General features: G+C 68.4%; 19 protein-coding genes. 11 read left to right on the plus strand and 8 right to left on the minus strand.

Annotated features, from left to right (window positions below):
- Positions 1 to 56: 56 nt before the first annotated feature.
- The 3 genes from EV640_RS05855 to EV640_RS13710 all read left to right on the plus strand — a co-directional run bounded on the left by EV640_RS05855 (position 57) and on the right by EV640_RS13710 (position 2,569).
- Positions 57 to 1,295 (plus strand): pyridoxal phosphate-dependent aminotransferase, encoded by a 1,239-nt coding sequence (locus EV640_RS05855; RefSeq protein ID WP_036477233.1) that lies wholly within the window; start codon positions 57 to 59, stop codon positions 1,293 to 1,295.
- Between the two features lie 30 nt (positions 1,296 to 1,325).
- Positions 1,326 to 1,853 carry an SLC13 family permease gene (locus EV640_RS13705; RefSeq protein ID WP_255342488.1) on the plus strand — a complete coding sequence of 176 codons (528 nt, stop codon included), beginning with the start codon at positions 1,326 to 1,328 and terminating at the stop codon, positions 1,851 to 1,853.
- 158 nt (positions 1,854 to 2,011) lie between these two features.
- Positions 2,012 to 2,569, plus strand: coding sequence for an SLC13 family permease (locus tag EV640_RS13710; protein WP_255342489.1), 558 nt, complete (start codon positions 2,012 to 2,014; stop codon positions 2,567 to 2,569).
- 21 nt (positions 2,570 to 2,590) lie between these two features.
- Here EV640_RS13710 and EV640_RS05865 read toward each other — a convergent pair whose 3' ends face one another.
- Positions 2,591 to 2,866: an exodeoxyribonuclease VII small subunit gene (locus tag EV640_RS05865; protein ID WP_036477230.1), complete on the minus strand. Its 276-nt coding sequence runs from the start codon at positions 2,864 to 2,866 to the stop codon at positions 2,591 to 2,593.
- A gap of 11 nt (positions 2,867 to 2,877) precedes the next feature.
- Positions 2,878 to 4,209, minus strand: a complete 1,332-nt coding sequence (gene xseA / locus EV640_RS05870) for an exodeoxyribonuclease VII large subunit (protein WP_036477228.1) — start codon at positions 4,207 to 4,209, stop codon at positions 2,878 to 2,880.
- A gap of 73 nt (positions 4,210 to 4,282) precedes the next feature.
- On the opposite strand from xseA, the gene EV640_RS05875 reads away from it, so the two are divergent.
- From EV640_RS05875 to EV640_RS05895, 5 genes are all read left to right on the plus strand, one after another.
- Positions 4,283 to 5,272, plus strand: a complete 990-nt coding sequence (locus tag EV640_RS05875; RefSeq protein ID WP_133726057.1) for a hypothetical protein — start codon at positions 4,283 to 4,285, stop codon at positions 5,270 to 5,272.
- 9 nt (positions 5,273 to 5,281) lie between these two features.
- Positions 5,282 to 6,406: a 4-hydroxy-3-methylbut-2-enyl diphosphate reductase gene (locus tag EV640_RS05880; RefSeq protein WP_036477223.1), complete on the plus strand. Its 1,125-nt coding sequence runs from the start codon at positions 5,282 to 5,284 to the stop codon at positions 6,404 to 6,406.
- A 291-nt stretch (positions 6,407 to 6,697) separates the two neighbouring features.
- Positions 6,698 to 7,462: a sulfite exporter TauE/SafE family protein gene (locus EV640_RS05885; protein WP_243832246.1), complete on the plus strand. Its 765-nt coding sequence runs from the start codon at positions 6,698 to 6,700 to the stop codon at positions 7,460 to 7,462.
- The gene (locus EV640_RS05890; RefSeq protein WP_036477219.1) at positions 7,459 to 8,646 is read left to right on the plus strand and encodes an MFS transporter; all 1,188 of its coding nucleotides are present in this window, start codon (positions 7,459 to 7,461) and stop codon (positions 8,644 to 8,646) included. Before EV640_RS05885 ends, EV640_RS05890 begins: the two co-directional genes overlap by 4 nt.
- Before the next feature lie 124 nt (positions 8,647 to 8,770).
- The gene (locus tag EV640_RS05895) at positions 8,771 to 10,432 is read left to right on the plus strand and encodes an SLC13 family permease (protein WP_036477217.1); all 1,662 of its coding nucleotides are present in this window, start codon (positions 8,771 to 8,773) and stop codon (positions 10,430 to 10,432) included.
- A 100-nt stretch (positions 10,433 to 10,532) separates the two neighbouring features.
- On the opposite strand, the gene EV640_RS05900 is transcribed toward EV640_RS05895, so the two are convergent.
- Positions 10,533 to 11,750 carry a DNA recombination protein RmuC gene (locus EV640_RS05900; protein WP_051501399.1) on the minus strand — a complete coding sequence of 406 codons (1,218 nt, stop codon included), beginning with the start codon at positions 11,748 to 11,750 and terminating at the stop codon, positions 10,533 to 10,535.
- A gap of 102 nt (positions 11,751 to 11,852) precedes the next feature.
- Here EV640_RS05900 and EV640_RS05905 point away from each other — a divergent pair, with 102 nt between their 5' ends.
- Positions 11,853 to 12,626: a histidine phosphatase family protein gene (locus tag EV640_RS05905; protein WP_133726058.1), complete on the plus strand. Its 774-nt coding sequence runs from the start codon at positions 11,853 to 11,855 to the stop codon at positions 12,624 to 12,626.
- 54 nt (positions 12,627 to 12,680) lie between these two features.
- Here the strand turns inward: EV640_RS05905 and EV640_RS05910 are convergent, their stop codons facing one another.
- A complete protein-coding gene (locus tag EV640_RS05910) occupies positions 12,681 to 14,432 on the minus strand; it encodes a sensor histidine kinase (protein WP_051501398.1) in 1,752 nt (583 codons plus the stop codon).
- Complete coding sequence (locus EV640_RS05915) at positions 14,429 to 15,070, minus strand: response regulator transcription factor (protein WP_036477209.1); 642 nt, start codon at positions 15,068 to 15,070, stop codon at positions 14,429 to 14,431. The genes EV640_RS05910 and EV640_RS05915 overlap by 4 nt, the downstream gene beginning before the upstream one ends.
- 161 nt (positions 15,071 to 15,231) lie before the next feature.
- Here EV640_RS05915 and EV640_RS05920 point away from each other — a divergent pair, with 161 nt between their 5' ends.
- Together EV640_RS05920 and EV640_RS05925 are read left to right on the plus strand one after the other, a co-directional pair.
- Entirely contained in the window at positions 15,232 to 15,606 is a 375-nt protein-coding gene (locus tag EV640_RS05920; protein ID WP_036477206.1) for a hypothetical protein, read from the plus strand.
- Between the two features lie 10 nt (positions 15,607 to 15,616).
- Complete coding sequence (locus EV640_RS05925) at positions 15,617 to 15,922, plus strand: hypothetical protein (RefSeq protein ID WP_036477203.1); 306 nt, start codon at positions 15,617 to 15,619, stop codon at positions 15,920 to 15,922.
- A gap of 171 nt (positions 15,923 to 16,093) precedes the next feature.
- On the opposite strand, the gene EV640_RS05930 is transcribed toward EV640_RS05925, so the two are convergent.
- The 3 genes from EV640_RS05930 to betT are packed head-to-tail and all read right to left on the minus strand — an operon-like array spanning position 16,094 to position 21,307.
- Positions 16,094 to 17,650, minus strand: a complete 1,557-nt coding sequence (locus EV640_RS05930) for a GMC family oxidoreductase (RefSeq protein ID WP_133726059.1) — start codon at positions 17,648 to 17,650, stop codon at positions 16,094 to 16,096.
- A 9-nt stretch (positions 17,651 to 17,659) separates the two neighbouring features.
- Complete coding sequence (locus EV640_RS05935) at positions 17,660 to 19,153, minus strand: aldehyde dehydrogenase family protein (RefSeq protein ID WP_133726060.1); 1,494 nt, start codon at positions 19,151 to 19,153, stop codon at positions 17,660 to 17,662.
- Between the two features lie 9 nt (positions 19,154 to 19,162).
- Entirely contained in the window at positions 19,163 to 21,307 is a 2,145-nt protein-coding gene (gene betT / locus EV640_RS05940; protein WP_133726061.1) for a choline BCCT transporter BetT, read from the minus strand.
- Positions 21,308 to 21,468 lie beyond the last annotated feature (161 nt).

Consider the following 21,468-nt stretch of genomic DNA (forward strand, 5'->3'; position numbering starts at 1 on the left):
ACAGGGGCGTTCTTTCACCCCGGAAGGTGCAGGATAGGACAGTGCGTAACTCCAGGATGCAGGAATTCGAAGACTTCACCCAGTCGCCCAAGCTTCAGGACGTCCGGTACGACGTGCGTGGACCCATCGCCCAGGAGGCCGCCAGGCTGGAGCGCGAGGGACACGCGATCACCCGGCTGAACATCGGCAACCCCGCGCCCTTCGGCTTCGAGGCTCCGGACTCGATCCGGATGGCGATGATCAGCAACCTCCACGACGCGCAGGGCTATTCCGATTCCCAGGGCATCTATTCCGCCCGGATCGCGGTGGCCCAGTACTACCAGGCGCGCGGAATGACCGATGCCGACCCCGCAGACATCTATCTGGGCAACGGGGTCTCCGAGCTGATCTCGATGGTGCTCCAGGCGCTGCTCGCCCCCGGGGACGAGGTGCTGATCCCCGCCCCGGACTACCCGCTGTGGACCGGCGCCACCACCCTGGCCGGCGGTCGGGCGGTGCACTACATCTGCGATGAGGACAACAGCTGGTGGCCGGACCCGGCCGAGATCGAGTCCAAGGTCACCGACCGCACCAAGGCCCTGGTGATCATCAATCCGAACAACCCCACCGGGGCGGTCTACCCGCGCGAGATCCTCGAGGCGATGGTGGACATCGCCCGGCGGCACAACCTGATGCTGCTCTCCGATGAGATCTACGAGAACATCACCTTCGACGACGCCGAGATGATCAACGCCTGCACGCTCTCTGACGACGTCTTCACGATCACCTTCTCCGGGCTCTCCAAGACCTGGCGGGTGGCCGGCTTCCGTTCGGGCTGGATCTACGTCTCAGGACCCACCCATCGGGCGAAGAACTACATGGAGGGCCTGACCCTCCTGATGAACATGCGCATGTGCGCCAACGTCCCGGCCCAGCACGCCATCCAGGCCGCCCTGGGCGGGCACCAGTCGATCCAGGACCTGATCGACCCGGGCGGGCGGCTCTTCGAGCAGCGCGAGACCGCCTACCGGCTGCTCCGCGAGATCGAGGGGGTGCAGGTCCACCAGGCCGACGGCGCGCTGTATCTCTTCCCGCGGCTGGACCCAGAGATCTATCCGATCGAGAACGACGAGAAGTTCGTCATCGAGCTGCTGCGCCAGCAGAAGATCCTGGTCTCCCACGGACGCGCCTTCAACTGGATCGACGACAACCATTTCCGGCTGGTCACCCTGCCCGGCGTGGAAGACCTCGAACACGCGATCGCCGGGATCGCCGAGTTCCTCGCGGACTACCGCGACGCCGCACTCCGCGCCTGAGGCGTCCCGCCGGGGCCTGCACCCCGGGTCTTGAATTGGAGCAGGTCTCTGTGGTCTGGAACGCTCTGGCCTCATGGAGACCAAGGCGAGGCCAGCGGAACGGACGCGGCTGCTGAGCCGACGTCGTGTGGGCCTGGTGCTGGGCCGGCGCTCTTCGCGCTGTTCTACTTCGTCCCGGTGACCACCGGTCTCGACGACGCTCCCAGGGCCGTGCTCGCGGTGACGCTGGGGGTCGCCTCCTGGTGGATCACCGAGGCGCTGCCGACCCCGGCGACCTCGCTGCCCCCGCTCTTCTCGCTGCCGATGACCGGCGGGACGGACGAAGAGACGGCCGCGGTGGCCTATGCGAACCCGATCGTCTTCATGTACATGGGCGGCTTCACCATCGCCCTCGCGGTCCAACAGTGGAACCTGCACAGGCGGATCGCGATGACCATCATCCGGATGGTCGGCACGAAGGGCAACCGCCTGGTGCTCAGAGTGATCCTCGCGACCGCTGGATTGTCGATGTGGATCTCCAACGCGGTCACAGCTCTTCCGGCTCGTCTCCCAGGCTGAGATCTCACCAGACTTCGCCCGGGACCAGCTGCGGGTGCTGGGTCCGATGTACTACGAGGAGAAGACGGTGCTGGCCATCTTCGTGTTTGTCGGCGCGATGTGGATGACCGTCGGATTCATCCCCGAGGAAAGGGGGGATCCCGCTCACGGACACGACGATCTCCATGATCGGTGCCACCGCGATGTTCCTGCTGCGCGCTCGGGCCACCGACGAGGACGGCAAGCGCGGCGGAAGCCTGGTCCGGAAGGACATGCCGGCCCTGCCCGGGGGCATCCTGCTGCTGTTCGGAGGTGGGCTCTCGCTCGCGGCGGCCTTCGACGACTCCGACCTCACCCCGTGGTTCGGTGGGATCCTCGGTGGGCTCGACGTGTTGCCCTACGTCCTCATCGTGGTCGTGCTGGGAGCGATCGTGCTCTTCATGACCGAGGTGATGTCCAATACCGCGGTCTCGAACATGCTGATCCCGGTCAGCGTGGGGCTCGCCCTGGGCATGGGAGTGGATCCCTTCGCGATCATGGCGCTGGTCGCGCTGACCTCCAGCTGCGCATTCATGCTTCCGATCTCCACTCCTCCCAACGCCGCCGTGTTCTCCTCCGAGTCCTTGGACATGGATGACATGGCCAAGGCCGGCTTCTGGATGAACATCATCGCGCTGAGCCTGATCTCGGTCTTCATCCTGGTGTGGCAGCCGATCGTCCTTGCCAGCGGCGTCTGATCGGGAGCTTCGAGCGCTGGACTAGCTGTCCTCGGTCAGCTCCGCGCGGACTTCCTCCAGGCGGGTCCTGGCGCCGTCGAGCCACCGTTCGCACCGGTCGGCCAGCGCCTCGCCGCGCTGCCACAGGGCCAGTGACTCCTCCAGCGGAGCGCCGCCGGTCTCGAGCTTGGTCACCACAGAGATCAGCTCCTCCCGGGCTCGCTCATAGCTCATCGTCTCGATGTCCTCGGTCTGCGCGGTGCTGAACTCGGTGGACCTCGCGGTCGAGGCCTCGGTGCTGCTGGCGTTCTCGGTCATGGAGCTGCCTCTCAGTTCTGGGTCTGTGCGGTCTGTGCAGTCTTCGGAGTCCGTGCGGACTCTTCGGTCTGCGTCCCGGGCTCGGCGGGAGCGGATCTGCGGTCCTTGGGGTAGATCTCCTCGGCACGGGCGGTGAGCTCCCCGGAGGCGACCATGATGCTCAGCTGATCCCCGATCGCCACGGTGCCGGCGTCGCGCAGAACGTCCCAGCCGGCCTGGCCCCGGGTCTGCACCACGGCGTAGCCGCGGTCCAGGGTGGACTGAGGGGAGAGTGACCGGACCCTCGCCCGGGTCTGGGCGACCCAGTCTGTGCCGCGGCGCACCGCAGTCTCCATACCGAAGAGCGCCCGACGACGCAGCATCAGCAGCTCCTGGGCGCGACCGGTGATCATGTCCTGCGGCTGGGCCAGCACCGGCCGGGAGCGCAGCGTGGTCAGCCATTCGGACTCCCGGCCGATGAGCCGTTCGACTCCGGCCGACATGCGTGCCCGGGCGTGGGTGAGCGCCTCGCGTTCCTGGGCCTCATCGGGAACCAGCAGCTTCGCGGCGCCGGTCGGAGTGGAGGCGCGCATGTCGGCGACCTCGTCGAGCAGCGGGCGGTCCGCCTCGTGCCCGATGGCCGAGACCACCGGGGTATGGGCCGCGGCCACGGCGCGGATCAGTCGCTCGTCGGAGAAGGGCAGCACCACCTCCTCCAGGGCGCCGCCGCCGCGGGCGATCACGATCACCTCCACGGCCGGGTCGGCGTCGAGCTCCGTCAATGCCGCGGTGACCTCCGCGGGTGCGCTGGGCCCCTGGGTCGCGACCTCTCGGATCTCGAACTGCGCGGCGGCCCAGCGGGCATGGGTGTTGCGCAGGATGTCCTTCAAGGCGTCGGAGTTCCGGCCGGTGATCAGTCCGATCCGCAGCGGCAGCACCGGCAGCGGCTGCTTCCGGTCCACCCGGAAGAGGCCCTCGGCGGCCAGGCGCTGCTTGAGCTGCTCGATCCTCGCCAGCAGGTCACCGAGCCCGACCGGCTTCATCTGCTGGGCCACCAGCGAGAGCCGACCGGACTTTTCATACAGGTTCGGCTTGACCAGTGCCACCACCCGGGACCCCGGCTGCACGGTGCCGTTGAGGCTCCCGGCCACGCCGCGCCAGGCCACCGTGGAGAACGAGACCTCCTGCTCCAGGTCCCGCAGGGTCATCCAGGCGTTGCCGTTGCGCAGGTTGAACTCCACCAGCTGGCCCTCGACCCAGGTGGGCGGTGCCGCTTCGATATGGGCCTTGAGCTTCCCGGAGTAGGTGCTCAGCGCCCAGGGGGTCTCTGCCGAGGTGTCCTGCGCCTGTGCCGGCTCGCTCATGTTCTGCCCTTGATCTTCGACGGTCTCACGGAAGGTTCGCTATGGTGCATACAGCCTATGCCACCCCCTTGACATGGCTGAAGGAGTTATCCACATGCGCCAGGCGCTCAGTGTCCTCTCGCTGCTGCTGGCCGCGGTGCTGGCGGCAGCGTCCCTGGCCGGGTTCCAGATCAACCAGCTGCTGCGCGAGGAGGAGCCGATCGCGCAGATCGCCGGTGAGCTGCCTGCGCAGCAGGGGTTCAGCGAGCTGGTCTCCGAGACGCTGCTGGACCGTCTGGAGTCCGAGCTGCCCGGAGGGGTGTCGGATCTGCTTGGTGACCGGGCCGACTCCGCGGTGGATTCCCTCGTGGCCTCGATGCTGGAGAACGAGGAGGTCGACGCGGCCTGGAACGAGACCCTGCAGGGCACCCGGGCGGACTACACCGCGCAGCTGGAGGCCATGTTCGATCAGGGCACCACCGGAGACGCCAGCGACCTCGACCTCGCCGTGGACCTGAGCCCGATGGCGGAGGCGATGACCGGGCCGCTGCGCGAGGGCCTGGACTCCGCGCTGGGCTGGCTGCCGTTCCTGGACACCTCCAGCTTCGAGTTCCTCGCCCCCGAGCTGGTGGTCGACATCGAGGCCAGCACGGGAGAGGACGCCGATCCCTACACCTGGGCGCTGCTGGTCGAGCTCAGCAAGCACTGGCTGGTGCTCGCCGTGCTGTCCGGGATCATGGTCGCGGTCGGACTGCTGCTGGGGCCGGGTCGCAGCCGATGGGTGGCGCTGACCCTCGGCGGCCTGCTCGGCCTGGGGCTTGGGCTCTGGGTCGCACTCACCGTCGCCGCGCCGGAGTTCGGCGCGGTCTCCGATGCGGCCACTCAATCCCTGGTGGAGCATCTCGAGAGCCAGATCACCGCCTGGGCCCAGCCGGCCTGGTGGATCTTCAGCGGTGCGGCGGGCGCCGCCGTCGTCCTCGGGCTGCTGGGCAGCGCGGCGGCCGGCAGCGGAGCCTCGCGCGGCCGGCGAGATGCCGGCGTCAACCAGGGACACGGTGTGACGGCTCCAGGCACCCGCCGGTAGACTCGGGGCATGACTTCCACTGCCACCGCCCCCGACGCTCCGGCCCGGCGACAGCACATCGCGGTCCCCATGCCGATGGTGCCCCGCAGGCGCCGCAGTCCCGAGGAGGTGGCCGCAGAGTCCACGTTCACCGGTCCGCGCAAGGTGCTGCTCGCGGCACCGCGCGGCTACTGTGCCGGCGTGGACCGTGCGGTCGTCGCCGTGGAGAAGGCCCTGGAGACCTACGGCGCCCCGGTCTACGTGCGCAAGGAGATCGTGCACAACCGTCACGTGGTGGAGACCCTGCAGGAGAAGGGTGTGATCTTCGTCGAGGAGGCCGATGAGGTGCCCGAGGGCGCGCTGCTCGTCTTCTCGGCCCACGGCGTCTCCCCGGCGGTCAAGGACCTGGCCGAGAGCCGGAGTCTGCAGACCATTGACGCGACCTGCCCGCTGGTCACCAAGGTCCACCGCGAGGCCGTGCGCTTCACCCGGGACGACTACGAGATCCTGCTGATCGGCCACGAAGGCCACGAAGAGGTCGAGGGCACCTACGGCGAGGCCCCGGACAACATCACGATCGTCAACGGTCCCTGGGAGGTCGATGACCTCCAGGTGCGCAACCCCGAGCAGCTGATCTGGCTCTCCCAGACCACGCTTTCGGTGGACGAGACCATGGAGACCGTGCAGAAGCTGCGCGAGCGCTTCCCGAAGCTGCAGGATCCGCCCTCGGATGACATCTGCTACGCCACTTCCAACCGGCAGGCGGCGATCAAGAAGGTCGCCCCGCAGTCGGACCTGGTGATCGTGGTGGGCTCGGAGAACTCCTCGAACTCGGTGCGGCTCAAAGAGGTCGCCAAGGAGTACGGGGCTGCCCGGGCCGAGCGCGTGGACTACGCCAACCAGGTCGATGAGGCCTGGTTCCAGGAGGCCGCGACCATCGGGGTCACCTCCGGAGCCTCGGTCCCCGAGGTGCTGGTCGACGACGTGCTGCGGCTGCTCGCCGACTATGGCTACGGCAAGGTCGAAGAGGTCGTCACCGCCGAGGAGGACATCGTGTTCTCGCTGCCCAAGGAGATCCGCAAGGCGCTCACCCAGGCCGGGCACGACGACGTCGGCGTCGGCGGCCGCAAGCGCAGCGCCTGCTCCACCTCCTGAGCTCCACAGGGCCCCGGGGTTCTGAGTCCCGGGTCCGGGGTACCCGTCTGCCGGTCTGCTTCTAGCGCCCCGCCCACGTTTGTCGCATCTCTATGCCCTGTCCCATCGCTATGTCCGTGCATAGCGATGGGACATGGCATACAGATGCGACAGTTGCGCGCAGCGGGGGTCGGGCCGGGCGCGCGCAGCGGGTGCCGGGCCGGGCGCGCGCAGCGGGGGCCGGGCCGGGCGCCGAACCGGGCGAGGGTGCTCGCGATTTGGGCATGACCTGGGCTGACATACGATGAGTCCATGACGGTGCTGGGCATGACTGCGGTGATCGCGGCCGCGGTGTTGATCGGCACCATCCTGCAACGGGTCTCTGGGACCGGGGTGGGCCTGGTGGTCGCCCCGGTGCTCTCGATACTGCTCGGCCCGGCCTTCGGCGTGCTGATCACCAACATGACCACCTTCGTCTCCGGTGGCCTGATCATGATCGCGGTCTGGTCCCATGTCGACTGGCGGCGCTTCTGGCTGATCGTGCCCGCCGCGGTGGTCGGCGCGATCCCCGGCGCCTGGGTGGTCGGACAGCTCAGCGCCGGCTGGCTCTCGATCATCGTCGGCGCGATCGTGGTCTTCGCCCTGCTGGTGACCTTCGCCCTGCCGAGGCTGCCACATCTGCCCGGCCGCGGAGCAGGGCTCGTCGCCGGGCTGCTCGGCGGGTTCTTCAACACCACCTCCGGCGTCGCCGGACCGGTGATGGTCATCTACTCCCGCGTCTCGCGCTGGGAACATCGCAGCTTCGCCGCCACCCTGCAGCCGATCTTCATGACCATGGGCGCGGTCTCGGTGATCACCAAGCTGCTGATGGGCTCGGTGCAGGTCAACGGCCAGGCCGGGCCGCCGCTGGGCTGGCTGTTCCCGGTGATCGTGGTGACCGTGATCGCCGGCATCCTGCTCGGCACCCAGCTGGCGAAACGCGTGTCCATACCCACCGCCAGGACGCTGGCGATGACGCTCGCAGGACTCGGTGGAGCAGGTGCGATCCTCCGCGGCACCATGGACGTCCTGGCGTGACGGCGCAGAGCGCGCACAGCCGCCGGCTGCTGATCGCGCTGTTCTTCATCGGGGTGGCCACCTTCGCCCAGCTCTACTCGCCCCAGGGGCTGCTGCCGCTGATCGCGGCGGAGCAGGAGGTCTCCGCAGACCGGGCCGCGCTGATGATCTCCACCGCCACCCTCGGGCTCGCCCTCGGCGTGATCCCCTGGTCCTATATCGGCGACGCCCACGGGCGGAAGAAGGCGATGATCTGGGCGATCAGCCTCGCCTGCTTCTTCGGCCTCCTGGCGGTGCTGATGCCCGCGCTGTTCGTCAGCCAGGGCTTCGAGCTCGCTCTGGTGATGCGCTTCATCGAGGGGTTCATGCTGGGCGGTGTCCCGGCACTGGCCGTGGCATATCTCAACGAGGAGGTCAGCCCGAAGATCGCAGTGGCTGCGGCCGGCACCTACATCTCCGGGACCTCACTGGGCGGACTGACCGGGCGCATCGTGGCGGCCCCGGTGGGGGAGCAGCTCGGGTGGAAGATCGGGATGCTCACCGTCACGGTCATCGCCGTGGCCTGCGTCCTGGTGTTCCTGCGGTTGGCGCCCACTGCGCTGAACTTCACCCCGCGTCGGACCCGGTGGCGGGCGATCGTGCCGGCACTGACCGGGAACCTGCGCTCACCGACCCTGTGGACCCTCTACCTGCAGGGCTTCCTCACCATGGGCGGGTTCGTGGCGATGTACAACTTCCTGGGCTTCCACCTCTCCGCGCCGCCGTATTCGATCCCGCTGTGGATCGCCTCTTTCGTCTTCCTCGCCTACCTCGCCGGAACCTGGTCCTCACCGCGCGCCGGGCGACTGGCGGCCCGCTACTCGCGCAAACCGGTGCTGCTGGCGGGCAACCTGATCATGATCGCCGGCGTCGCCCTGACCCTGGTGCCGCACCTGTGGGTGATCATCCTGGGCACGGTGGTGCTCACCGCGGGGTTCTTCGCCGCCCACGCGGTGGCCTCGGGCTGGGTGGGAGCGGCGGCGACGGCGGGCCGCGCCCAGTCGGCCTCGCTGTACAACCTCGGCTACTACGGCGGCTCCTCGCTCTTCGGCTACCTCGGCGGCACCGCGCTCAACGCCGCGGGCTGGTCCGGGACGGTGCTGATGGTGCTCGGGCTCGCCGGAATCGCGACCGTGCTGGCCGCCGTCGTCCTGCCCAAGGACTGAACGCACCGTCCCTCGCGCCCTCGTTTCGGTTGTAGCTGGCAACTTATCGCGGGGCCCCGTAGACTCTGTGAGCCCTATCACCCGGTAGCGCAGAATCCCATACCGCACCAGCAGGAGTACGGCAATGACGACGCCTCCGCGTTCCCGCGTCTCAGGTGACCACCTGAAGAAATACGACCCCCGCACACAGTCGGAGGCCGAGTCCCAGGAGCTCTCGGTCGGCGCCCGCGCCGAGGGCCTGGACCGACCCGCCCTGCTGCGCCGGATGGTCGGACTGATCGGCGGCGTCGCCCTGGCGCTGCTGGTCTACACCGTGATGCCCGGGGACATGGAAGTCTGGCCCCGGCTGACCGCCGCCACCGCCGTGCTGATGGCCGTGTGGTGGATGACCGAAGCGATCCCGATCCCGGCCACCGCGCTGCTGCCGCTGATCATCTTCCCGCTGCTGGTCCCCGCCGGGGACTTCGGCAGCGCCGAGGAGGCCGTGGGCGGAGTCTCGGTGGACGACGTCGGCGCCAGCTACGGCAACAACATCATCTTCCTGTTCATGGGCGGCTTCATGCTCGCCCTGGCGATGCAGCGCTGGAACCTGCACCGCAGGATCGCGCTGATGACCCTGCGCGCCATGGGCTCCAAGCCGGTGAACCTGATCGCAGGATTCATGATCGCCACCGGGTTCCTCTCCATGTGGGTCTCCAACACCGCGACCGCGGTGATGATGCTGCCCATCGGCGTCTCGGTGCTGATGCTGGTCAGCAAGATCATGAAGGGTGAGGACCCGGCCACGGCCAAGCACGCCGACGACGAGGAGACCAACAACGCGCTGAAGTCCAACTTCGGCACCGCCCTGATGCTCGGCATCGCCTACGCGGCCTCGATCGGCTCCCTGGGCACCATCATCGGCACCCCGCCCAATGCGCTGCTGGCCGGACACATGGCGGCCAACCACGACCTGACCATCGGCTTCGGCCAGTGGATGCTCGTCGGCGTGCCGATCTCGATCATCATGCTGGTCATCGCCTGGGTCCTGCTGACCCGGGTGCTCTTCCGCCCCGAGATCGACGACATCCCCGGGGGCGGTGACCTGATCCGCGGGGAGCTGCGCAAGCTGGGGCCGATGTCCGCCGCAGAGGTGCGCGTGCTGATCATCTTCGTGCTCGCCGCGCTCTCCTGGGTCTTCATCCCGCTGATCTCCACAGAGATCCTGGACATGGAAGATCCGTTCATCTCCGATGCCGGCATCGCCATGGTCGTGGGACTGCTGCTCTTCCTGCTGCCCGGCGGCGCCGCCAAGGGCGTGCGCCTGCTGGACTGGGAGTATGCCGCGAAGCTGCCCTGGGGCGTGCTGCTGCTCTTCGGCGGCGGACTCGCGCTCTCCGCGCAGTTCGGCAACTCCGGGCTCTCCGTCTGGCTCGGCAGCCAGGTCGAGGGCCTCGCCGGGATCCCGGTCTGGATCCTGGTGCTGGTCGCCGCGGTGGGCATCCTGGTGCTCACCGAGATGACCTCGAACACCGCGACGGCGGCCACTTTCCTCCCGGTGGCCTCCGGGGTGGCGATGGGCACCGGAGTGGACCCGCTGATCCTCGCGGCTCCGGTGGCGCTCGCCGCGACCTGCGCCTTCATGCTGCCTGTGGCAACGCCGCCGAACGCGATCGCCTACGGCTCCGGCTATGTCACGATCGGCCAGATGATCAAGGGCGGCGTCTGGCTCAACGTGGCCGGCGTCGTGATCATCACCGCGGTGTGCATGACCATCCTGGTCTGGGTCTTCGGACTGACCCTGTAAGCACGGTCATCGACGAAGGGGGGCAGCAGCCGCACATCGCGGCTGCTGCCCCCCTTCGTGATGTGGGGAGATTTCTCGCGCCGGTGTGACAGTCCGGGTGCTACAACTCCTGCGTGCGTTCGGCCTCCAGCCGGGGACCCAGCGGATTGACCTCGGTGGTCACGGTGGTGGCACTCAGGGTCTCGCCGAGGTCCTCCAGCAGCCCCTCGGTGGAGGTCGCGGTGGGATCACCCACCTCCAGCCGGCTCATCGCCTCCACCTTGGGCAGCACCTGACGTTCGATGTTGCCGATCAGCGAGTTGTACGCCGTCACGGCCTGGCGCAGCCGGTCCCCGGTCCGGGCCAGGTGTTCGCTCATCTTCGCCAGCCGGCGGTAGAGATCCCGGGAGTGGTCCACGACCTCGCGGATGTTCTGCGCCAGCCGCTCCTGCCGCCAGGCCGCGGACACCGCCTTCAGCGAGGCCAGCAGCGAGGCGGGAGAGACCAGGGTGACGCCCTTGGAGAGCGCGTCATCGAGCAGCATCGGGTCCGCCTCCATCGCCGCCGAGAGCAGCGACTCGGCCGGGACGAAGCAGAACACCACATCGGGGGAGAGGTCCACGGCCTCCCAGTAGCGCTTCTTCGCCAGCTCATCGACCCGGGAGCGCAGCGCCTTGGCCTGCGCCTTGGGGTCGGTGGCGTTCAGCGGCGCCTTCGCATCCAGCACCAGCTGGCGCCCACCGGGCAGGTGCACCACCATGTCGGGGATCAGCAGCTGCCCGTCGGCGCCGCGTCCGCTGAACTGTTCGGTGAAGTCCACGTGCGGGAGCATCCCGGCGGACTCCACGACGCGGCGCAGCTGCACCTCGCCCCAGTGCCCGCGCGCCGAGGTGGAATGCAGGCTCCCCAGCAGCGCCTGGGTGGATTCGATGATCCGCGCGTCGGTCTCCGCGGCGGAGGTCAGCTGTTGCGAGAGCCGGGAATGCTGCGCGGCCCGCTCGGTCTCGAGCTCCTGGACCCGGCGGTGCATCTCGGTGACGCCCTGGCGCACCGGGTGCAGCATCTCCACCAGCGTCTCGCGCTCCCGCTCGGCCTCGGAATCCTCCTCGCGCCGGCGCTCGAGCTCCCAGAGCCGGCCTTCCGCGGTGGCCAGCTCCTGCTGCACCCCCACGAGCCGCTGCTGGGAATCAGCCAGCTCTGCCTGCGCGCCGTGGAGCTGGCTGCGCAGCTGCGCCGCGTCCTCGGTGCCGCGGCGCAGCAGGTAGAGCACCAGCATGGTCCCCAGGACGCCGAGCAGCACGCCGAGCAGGAGAACGGAGATGAAGTACGGAAAGGTCATGGCACCAGCATGTCACCGGGCACTGACATAGTCTGGCGCGAGAGAACCTGAGGTTGAACCTCCCCAGTGAGAACCCGATCGCGAGAAATCCCGAGGAGATCCATGATTCGCATCCTGTTGGTCCGCCATGGCGAGACCGAGTGGAACAAGGCGCACCGGCTGCAGGGCCACTCGGACATCGAGCTGTCCGACTCCGGGGCGCTGCAGGCGCGCACCACCGGCGCCTTCATCCGCGCCCAGCAGCCCTCACAGGCCCACGTCTCCAGCCTGGTGCGCACCCAGCAGACCTTCGCCGAGTTCGGCCTGGACCTGACCCCGCGCATCTGGGACGAGCTGCGCGAGCAGAACCTGGGGGAGTGGGAGGGCGCCTACGCCGCCGCGATCCGCGACGCCGAGCCGGAGAACTTCGAGGGCTGGCGCGCCGGCAGCTACACCCCCGCCGGCGGGGAGACCCACCAGGCGCTGCAGGCCCGGATGACCGGAGCGTTCGCCGACATCGTGCGGGCCACCGCGGAGACCGCCCCCACCGCCTCGGCGGACCTCGGCTTTCAGGTGCGCACCGCCGTCGCCGTCTCCCACGGGGCGGCGCTGCGGGTGCTCTTCGAGGGGCTCGGGCTGATCGATCGAAGCCAGTTCATCCCGCTGACCCCGGCCTCGGTCACGGTGCTCGACATCCCGCTCACCAAGGGCCCGGTGTCCTCCTCGCTGCCGAACTCCGGGCTGGACGAGGACCACGACGACGACGCCGAGGCCCGCGCGATCCGCGCGCTGACCGATGAGCAGATCGCCGATCATGCCAGGCTGCGGCTGATCAACCTCTCACCGGAGCTGCTGAACCCCGAGCGCTCCCACCCGGGGGCGCCCACCGCGATCTGAGCTCCATTCCCGCACCTCCCTGCAGGCAGGGTGACGTCCATCTCCACCGTCTTGTCATGGTGGGATGGGCAGCACCGCATAGACCCGGCCGCCCTGGGGAGTGCCCTCGGCGATGAGCATTCCGCCGAGCTCGGCCGCCCGCTCGCCCATGGAGGTCATGCCGACCCCGGCCCGCCACGGCGTTCCGGTGCTCCCGTCGTCGGTGACCTCGATCTCGAAGGACTCCTCACTGAGTGTGAGGCTGACCGTCGCGTTGGTCGACGTGGAGTGCCTGGCCGCGTTGGTCAGCGCCTCGACGACGATGCGGTAGGCGGCCACCTCCACGGCCGCGGGCAGCGCCGGCCAGCTCTCTGCCCGCAGCTCGACCCGCAGCGGTGTCCCGTCAGGAGCTCGCAGCGCCCGCGCCTGCTGACGCAGGGCGGTGACGAGGCCGAGCTCGTCGAGCGCGGGTGGTCGCATCGCATAGACCAGCTCCCGGATGTCCTCGATCGCGGTCACGGTCTCCTGGCGCAGGGTCCGCAGCAGGTCCTCGGCTGCGGAAGGGTCGTCGTTGCGCAGGGTGTTGCGCAGGGCGTCCGCGGTGAACGCGATCCCGGACAGCCGGGGTCCGAGGCCGTCGTGGAGGTCGCGACGCAGCCGACGGCGTTCCTCCTCGATGGCGGTGATGGCTTGGCCCCTTGACTCCCGCAGCTCCTCGGCCAGTGCCCGGGCGCGCAGGGTCTGGGCCAGCAGCGGCGCGACCAGGCTGAGCACGTGGTCGTCACCCGCGGACAGCGTCAGATCACCGGGTCGGACCCCCACCGCGAGCTCTCCGGTCCGGTCCGCGCCGAGGGCGAGCGGGAGGGTCCGGGTGTGGGTGACCTCCGCTCCGGACTCGGCGATGGTCTTCCCGTCCAGGCGCAGCGCGGCGTAGGGGAGGACCAGTGCCTCGCGAATCGCCCGCAGTGCGAGCACCGGGTCGTCACCGATGTGGCCGACGACCCGGCTGGCGGCTCCCAAGGGGTCCGGACGCGCGCCGAAGAGGAGTTCGTCGACGACCGTCCGCAGAACGACCTGCAGGGGATGGAAGGTTGTCGCCGCGACGGCCCCGATGACGGCCAGCGTGCCAGCACGCGGGACACTGCCTCCCAGGATCTCGATCAGCGACTCGAGGGTCATGAAGAGGGCCACGTAGCCGACCGCGGCAGTCGCGAAAACCACGAACCGCACCACCAGGCCCCTGACGTCGACGACTTCGGGCCAGCGAACCCCGATGTACAGGGCGGGTGCGACGGTGCTCCAGGCAAGGCAGGCAGTCACCTCTCCGACCGTGCCGAGCTCCATGAAGGCCGCAATGAACACGATCGTCCCTGCCAGTGAACCCGCGAGCACCATCCAGGTCAGGGCCCACCGGTCGCGCTCCGTGGCGCGTTCGATCTTCCACCAGGTGTGTGCGATCAGGGTGCAGCCGTTGACCAGGCCCATCGCGCTGATGGTCGCGTCGCTCCCGGCCCAGACCACCGCCAGGACGCCAGAGCCTCCGATCACGACCAGCGAGACGAAGTCCACCGGGTGACGCCAGGTGATCGCCGGGTACGCGGTCAGTGCCAGTGGCGCCAGCAGCGCGCCGCCGATGACGAACGCCAGGCGCGACGCGGCGCCTCCGCCGGTGGCTTCGAGAACGGCCCCCGAGAGGGTGGCCAGTCCTGCGAACACCAGGAGTGCAGCGCTCGGTCGGACGCGCTGCACGCGGAGCATCGCCAACCCGCTGATGCCAGAGCTCACGCCGAGGCCGGCCAGCGCGAGCAGTGCCGAGGAGGCGCTCACCTGCCGAGCCCGCCTTCACGGGCGCGGATGATCGCGGCGGCACGGTCGAACACCTCAAGCTTGGCGAAGATGCTGGTCAGGTGATTGCTGACCGTCTTGGGGGACAGGAACAGCGCTTCGGCGATCTGCGCCGTACGCCGTCCGGAGGCAAGCAGGTCAAGGATCTCGCGCTCACGCTCGGTGAGTTCTGGAAACGGGGCGGGCGTTGGTGAGGGCGGGGCCGTGAAATGGCGCAGTATGCGGGCCGCCACGCCCGGCCCGAAGATCGCCTGCCCCGTGACGACCGCGCGGATGGCCGTGTCGATCTCTTCCTGCTCGGCTCCCTTGAGCAGGTAGCCACGGGCTCCGGCCTGCATGGCGGTGAACACGGTCGCGTCGTCGTCGTACATGGTCAGCATGAGCACGGCCGTCTCCGGCGCACCGGCACGGATCCGGCGGGTGGCCTCCACGCCGTCGAGACCCGGCATCCGGACGTCCATGAGCACCACGTCGGGGCGCAGGATCTGGGCCTCGCGTACGGCGCTCTCGCCGTCGGCAGCCTCGCCGGCCACCTCGAGTCCTTCCAGGGTCTCGATCAGCGCCCGCAGGCCGAAGCGCACCACGGGATGGTCGTCCGCGATCAGCACCCTCAGGTTCATAAACCCATTATGACCGCGTCCGCTCCGGGCTCACCCAGGAACTTCTTCCTGCGCACGGGGATCCGCGGGAACATGGCCGGGCATGCCGTCCCTGGTGCAGGGAAGCGGCGCGGGGCGAGAGTGGAGTGGTCTACTTCACCGGACCCATCCGAGGAGCAACCATGAACACCACATCGAAGCGACAGAAGGCCGGTCTCGTGCTGGCCGGCGTGTACAGCGCGACGAGCATCCCGAGCGTGCTGTTCCCCGTTTCGGAGGGCGAAGTGGGTCCGCCGATCGGCATCCTCGTCATTGGCAGCGTGCTCGGCCTGGTCGGCCTGGTCGCCGTGATCGTCGCCTGGCGCACTGGCAGCCGCGCCGCGCTCCGCGTCGCGGCCGGCGCGGTCATCATCGTGACCCTCACCGGACTGCCGGCGTTCTTCGTCGACGTGTCAGCCGGCGTCAAGCTGCTGGTTGGGGTGTCGGTGCTGTTCACGATCGCGGCCGTCGTCCTGGTGTTCTCGCCGGAGCGTCGTCCGACGCCGGTCCTGGACTGAGGGGTGTGCCATGATCGCCGTCGTCACGATCCTGATCGCCTTCCCAGTCGGCTATCTCCTCCATTCGCGGCTGGCCGCCAACACCGCGTACGCCGTCGCCTACCTGTGGGCATTCGTGTTCCAGACGCTCTACCTGACCCTCGACTCGATCAGCCCCAGCGCCGAGCCCGCCTTCATGCCCGGGGAGTTCCCGCTCTCCTACGGGGCCGTGACCCTGGGGGTCTTCGGCGTCGGCTTCGGGCTGGTGGCGCTCGGTCACTTGTACCGGGCGCGGCAGACGTCGCACAGAGCTCAGGCTGCGACGCTGGGCGGTTGATGAGGATGAGATAGCTTCGACCCACCGATGACCCACCCTCATCTGAGAAGAGCCTTCAAACACATCGAGTGGGCGATTTTCGGGATTTTCCCGCCCCTAGGGGCCGGAGATTACCCTCAAATCGCCCACTCGATGTGGGAGCGCCCGGCAGGAACCGGGCAGAGCGAGGACCTAGGCGTGGGCCGCCTTGATCAGGTCCGCGCAGCGCTCACCGATCATCATGGTGGTGATGTTCGGGTTCACCGTGGTCAGCTCCGGCATCACCGAGGCGTCGGCCACGCGCAGACCCTGTACGCCCTTGACCCGCAGCTGCGAGTCCACCGGTGACATCGGATCGTCATCGGCGCCCATCCGCACGGATCCGGCCGGGTGGTAGACCGTGTTGTGCGTGCGGGTCACGTAGTCGGCCAGGTCCTCATCGGTCTGCGTCTCCTGGCCCGGGAACAGCTCCTGCCCGGCCCAGTCGGCCATGGCGGGCTGCGCGGCGATCTGGCGGGCCAGCTTGATGCCCTCCACCGCCACGCGCATGTCGTGGCCCTCGGCGTCGGTGAAGTAGCGCGGGTCCACCTTGGGCTTGTCCCGGTAGTCCTTCGAGCGCAGCCGCACGGTTCCGCGGGACTTCGCGTGGGTGACGTTCGGGGTCAGGCAGAAGGTGTTGTCCGCGCTGGGGTAGCCCTGGCGCAGCGTGTGCATGTCGAAGGGCACCGAGCCGTAGTGCATCATCAGGTCCGGTCGGTCCAGTCCCTCACGGGTGGTCGAGAAGATCCCGATCTCCCACCACTGGTAGGAATCATCCGTCATGGGCTGCTTGGCCTCCCAGGCGATGACCGCCTCGGGATGGTCCTGCAGGTGCTCGCCCACGCCGGGGGAGTCCACGCGGGCCTCGATGCCGAACTCCGCCAGGTGCTGCGCCGGGCCGATCCCGGAGAGCATCAGCAGCTTCGGGGAGTCGATCGCGCCCGCGGAGAGCACGACCTCCTTGGTGGCGCTGATCCGATGGGCCCGGCCGAACGCGTTGTTGACCGCGTCCACGCCCACGGCGCGGTCACCTTCGAAGATGATCTCGCGCACCCAGTTGTCGGTGAGGATGCTCAGGTTCGGCCGCTCCAGGATCGGGTGCAGGTAGGACACCGAGGAGGAGGAGCGGGTGCCGTCGGGCCTGCGGTTGATCTGGAAGAAGTTCGCGCCCTTGAGTGCGGTCTCTCCGGTGTTGAACGCCACCCGCGGGATGCCCTGTTCCTCACAGGCGTCCAGCAGCGCCACCCCGCAGGGGTCCTCCGGCGGGATGGTCATCAGGTTCACCGGACCGCTGCGGCCATGGTGGTCCCCGGGGGCGTCATTGGTCTCGAGCCGCTTGAACAAGGGGTAGGTGGACTCGGCGTTCCAGCCGGTGGCGCCCATCGCCTCCCATTCGTCCATGTCCTCGCGCAGCGCCCAGAAGGCGATGCAGGAGTTGTGCGAGGAGCAGCCGCCGAGCACCTTGGCGCGCGCGTGGCGCATGAAGGAGTTGCCGTTCTCCTGCTCCTCGATGGGGTAGTCCCAGTCGTAGCCGGATTCCAGGAGCTCCATCCAGCGGTTGAGCTGCAGGATCTCTGGCTTGTCGGCGTCGGTGGGGCCCGCCTCCAGCAGGGCGACCGTCACGTTGGGGTCCTCGGACAGGCGGGCGGCGACGGCGGCGCCGCCCGAGCCGCCGCCGATCACGACGTAGTCGAAAGTGGTGTTCTCCACAGGGTCTCCTTATTTCTCCGGCATGCTGAACCAGCCGGTGACGGCGGGCTCGGTGTTCTCGTAGATGTGCTTGGCCTCGCGGTACTCATCCAGTCCCATGTGGCCCAGCTCGCGGCCGACACCGGACTGCTTGAATCCGCCCCACTCCGCCTGCGGCAGGTAGGGGTGGTAGTCGTTGATCCAGATGGTGCCGTGACGCAGCCGTGAGGACACCCGGTGCGCGGTGCCGCGGTCCGAGGTCCAGACCGCTCCGGCCAGGCCGTAGATGGTGTCGTTCGCGGTCTCGATGGCCTCGGCCTCGGTGGTGAAGGTCTCCACGGTGATGACCGGGCCGAAGCCCTCCTCCACCACCACGGACATGCCGCGCTTGACGTCGTCGAGCACGGTCGGGGCGTAGAAGTACCCGTTGCGGTGCTCCTCGCCGCCGAAGTGGTGCCCGGTGCGCAGCGTGGCGCCCTCCTCGATGCCGCGCTGGGTGTAGTCATACACCTTCTGGCGGTGCTCGGCGGAGATCAGTGGTCCGGTCTCGGCGGTCTCCTCGAAGGGCCCGCCCATCCGGATGTGCTCCGCGCGACGGACCAGCTCGGCGACGAACTTCTCCTTGATCGACTCCTCGATGATCAGCCGGGTGCCTGCCGAGCAGACCAGCCCGGAGTCCACGAAGCCGGCGTTGAGCGCGTTGTCCACCGCGGCGTCGAAGTCGGCGTCGGCGAAGACCACGTTGGGGTTCTTGCCGCCGAGCTCCAGGGCGACCTTCTTCACGGTCTCTGCGGCGGTGGCGGCGATCTTGCGCCCGGTGACCACGCCTCCGGTGAAGGAGACCATGTCCACATCCGGGTGGGAGGACAGCGGCGCACCGGCGGTGGCGCCGGCGCCGGTGATCAGGTTCGCCACACCCGCGGGCAGGCCCAGCGAGTCATAGACGTCCATGATCAGCATGCCGGTGTGCGGGGTCAGCTCCGCGGGCTTGAGGATGAAGCTGTTGCCCGCGGCCAGGGCGGGGGCCATCTTCCAGGCCGCCTGCAGCAGCGGGTAGTTCCACGGGGTGATCATCCCGCAGACCCCGACCGGCTCGTAGACCACCCGGGAGACCACGGTGGGGTCCCCGGCGTCGACCAGGCGGCCGGACTCGGCGTCGGCGAGCTTCCCGAAGTGCCGGTAGCAGCCGATGATGTCGTCCATGTCGATCTGCGCCTCCACGAAGCGCTTGCCGGTGTCCAGCGCCTCGGCGCGGGCGAATTCGTCCTTGCGCACCTCGATGGCATCGGCCACGGCCAGCACGAAGGCTCCGCGCTCAGCCGCGGGGGTGTCCGACCAGACGTGGGAGTCGAAGGCCTTGCGGGCGGCGGCGATCGCGGCCAGGGTGTCGGCCTCACCGGCTTCGGAGACCACACCCACTTCGGAGCCGTCTGCGGGGCAGTGGATGGTGCGCGTCTCGCCGGACTGGGCTGCGACCCATTTCCCGTCGATGAACAGCGTGGTGACCTGTTCTGCTGTGCTCATGTGTGATCCTCAGCTTCCATTGGTGCGGTCGTGGTCCCAGTCGTCTGGGATGTTGCTGCCGGTGTGCAGCGAGGAGGACTGCCCGCCTTCTTCACTCATGGTGAGGAAGGCGAGGTGCCGTTCGTAGGAGTCCAGAACATCGGCGATGACCTGCTCCCGGGTGTAGCCCATGAGGTCATGACCTTCCGAGCCGGTGGCGGAGAACGTCTCCACACGGTAGTAGGTCTCCTCGGTGGGGCGCATGCTCCGTGCGAAGCTCGGCACCGAGTACGCGATCGGGTAGACCTGGTACTTGAACTCGGTCTGCTCGCCGAAGTAGACGTGCAGATCGATGTGCGGGATCTGGGTGTCCGGGACCAGGCCGCGTTCGCAGCTGACCTCGGCTCCTTGCTCGCGCAGCTCGGTGGCGACATCTTCGACTGCCGGTGCGGCCACGGTGTTGACGAACTCGGTGGCCTGCTTCGCGGAAGGGAAGTGCATGCCCCGGGCCAGACGACGGCGCCAGCTCAGCCCGCCACGCTCGCCGGAGTCCTGGCTGCGCTCGGAGACCATCCAGGGCAGGGTGGCCTCGCGGGACTCCCGGTTATAGCGCTCCATCTGCAGCGCCCGCCAGATGCCCACCATGAGCAGATACATCACCACCGAGAACGGCAGTCCGATGATGACCGTGGCCATCTGCAGGGTGTAGACCCCGTCGAGCATCAGCACCGCCAGGGTGAGCGCACCGGTGGCCAGGGCCCAGAAGACGCGGAGCCAGGGGGCGCCGTCGTCGGAATGGCTCAGCGGCTTGGAGGTGAAGTTCGCCATCACCAGGGCTCCGGAGTCGGCGGAGGTGATGTAGAACAGCAGGCCGGTGATGACCGAGAGCCCGATGGTGAAAGTGGCACCGGGGTACTGCTCCAGCAGAAGGTAGTAGCTGGACTCGGGGCTCTCCACCGCGGCGGTGATGAACTCGGTGTTGCCGCTGAGGAACTCCCAGATCGCCCCGTTGCCGAAGATCGAGATCCACAGCAGGATGAAGCCGAACGGGATGATCAGCGTGCCGATGACGAACTGGCGCAGCGTACGGCCGCGAGAGATCCGGGCCAGGAACAGCCCGACGAACGGGGCCCAGGCGATCCACCAGGCCCAGAAGAACAGCGTCCACCATTCCAGCCACTCACCCTCGGGCGGGTCGTAGGCGAAGGTGTTCAGCAACATCGAGGGGAACTGGGCGGCGAAGTCGCCGGCGTTCTTGACCAGTGCGTTGAGCAGGTAGGTGGTCTCGCCGGCGATCAGCACGTAGAGCATGAGCACCACGGCGAAGACCACGTTGAGCTCGGCCAGGCGGCGGATGCCCTTGTCCACGCCGGAGACGGAGGAGGCGATCACGACGATCACCGCGAGCACGATCAGCCCGATCTGCGCGCCGGTGCCCTGCTCGATCCCGAAGAGCCATTCCAGGCCGTAGTTCAGGAACACCACGCCGATGCCGAGGCTGGTGGCGATGCCGAAGATGGTGCCGATGACAGCGGCGATCTCGATGCCGTCGCCGGTGGCCCCCTGAGCGCGCTTGCCGATGATCGGGTACAGCGCGCTGCGGATGCTCAGCGGCAGGTGGTAGCGGTAGGCGAACAGGCCGAAGGCCATACCCATCAGCGCGTACATCGCCCAACCGGGGATGCCGTAGTGGAAGAGGGTCCACAGCACTGCCATCTCGGTGGCCGCGGAGGAGCCGGCTTCCACCCCGGGGGCGGTGGTGAGGTTCGTGGCGGGTCCGGAGATCGCGAAGAACATCAGGTCCACACCGATTCCGGCCGCGAAGAGCATCGCGGTCCAGGTGAACAGGTTGTACTTCGGTGTGGAGTGGTCCGGTCCCATCTTGGTCCGGCCCACGCGGGAGAAGGCGACGATCAGCACGAAGACCACCACGACGCCGGCCGTGAGGATGTAGTACCAGCCGAGGTTCGCGCCGATCCAGAGGAAGACGGATTCCAGCGTGGTGTAGGCGGTGTCCGGTGCGAGCCATGCCCACAGGGTGAAGGCGATGATGATCGCCGCTGAGCCGATGAAGACCGGCAGGTTTACCTTCGAGCGTGCAGGAGTACCTTGTGGCGCGTCCCCCTGGACATCGCTCGGGACGTCACTTGGGACGTCTTGCGTGGCCGATGCCATGAAATTGTGTTCCTTCCGGTGCTGTGCGAGTGCGCTTGTGTATCGATAGGTTCGAGTGATTGAGCCTCAGGCATCTTAGACACGGGTTGGCCGGGTCCGGGGCACGAGAGGGTGGTAGATGTGATCCGAATCTCCGGAAACTCCGGGGACTCGGTCCAGAT

It is taken from the genome of Nesterenkonia aurantiaca, from assembly GCF_004364585.1.
Taxonomy (GTDB): domain Bacteria; phylum Actinomycetota; class Actinomycetes; order Actinomycetales; family Micrococcaceae; genus Nesterenkonia; species Nesterenkonia aurantiaca.

What these genes read in the sequence shown, in the direction of transcription:
- EV640_RS05935 (WP_133726060.1), bottom strand. Translation starts at nt 19,153, where the DNA reads ATGAGCACAGCAGAACAGGTCACCACGCTGTTCATCGACGGGAAATGG.
- EV640_RS05880 (WP_036477223.1), top strand. Translation starts at nt 5,282, where the DNA reads ATGACTTCCACTGCCACCGCCCCCGACGCTCCGGCCCGGCGACAGCAC.
- EV640_RS05900 (WP_051501399.1), bottom strand. Translation starts at nt 11,750, where the DNA reads ATGACCTTTCCGTACTTCATCTCCGTTCTCCTGCTCGGCGTGCTGCTC.
- EV640_RS05925 (WP_036477203.1), top strand. Translation starts at nt 15,617, where the DNA reads ATGATCGCCGTCGTCACGATCCTGATCGCCTTCCCAGTCGGCTATCTC.
- betT (WP_133726061.1), bottom strand. Translation starts at nt 21,307, where the DNA reads ATGGCATCGGCCACGCAAGACGTCCCAAGTGACGTCCCGAGCGATGTC.
- EV640_RS05865 (WP_036477230.1), bottom strand. Translation starts at nt 2,866, where the DNA reads ATGACCGAGAACGCCAGCAGCACCGAGGCCTCGACCGCGAGGTCCACC.
- xseA (WP_036477228.1), bottom strand. Translation starts at nt 4,209, where the DNA reads ATGAGCGAGCCGGCACAGGCGCAGGACACCTCGGCAGAGACCCCCTGG.
- EV640_RS05895 (WP_036477217.1), top strand. Translation starts at nt 8,771, where the DNA reads ATGACGACGCCTCCGCGTTCCCGCGTCTCAGGTGACCACCTGAAGAAA.
- EV640_RS05875 (WP_133726057.1), top strand. Translation starts at nt 4,283, where the DNA reads ATGGCTGAAGGAGTTATCCACATGCGCCAGGCGCTCAGTGTCCTCTCG.
- EV640_RS05885 (WP_243832246.1), top strand. Translation starts at nt 6,698, where the DNA reads ATGACGGTGCTGGGCATGACTGCGGTGATCGCGGCCGCGGTGTTGATC.
- EV640_RS05920 (WP_036477206.1), top strand. Translation starts at nt 15,232, where the DNA reads ATGAACACCACATCGAAGCGACAGAAGGCCGGTCTCGTGCTGGCCGGC.
- EV640_RS05915 (WP_036477209.1), bottom strand. Translation starts at nt 15,070, where the DNA reads ATGAACCTGAGGGTGCTGATCGCGGACGACCATCCCGTGGTGCGCTTC.
- EV640_RS05905 (WP_133726058.1), top strand. Translation starts at nt 11,853, where the DNA reads ATGATTCGCATCCTGTTGGTCCGCCATGGCGAGACCGAGTGGAACAAG.
- EV640_RS05855 (WP_036477233.1), top strand. Translation starts at nt 57, where the DNA reads ATGCAGGAATTCGAAGACTTCACCCAGTCGCCCAAGCTTCAGGACGTC.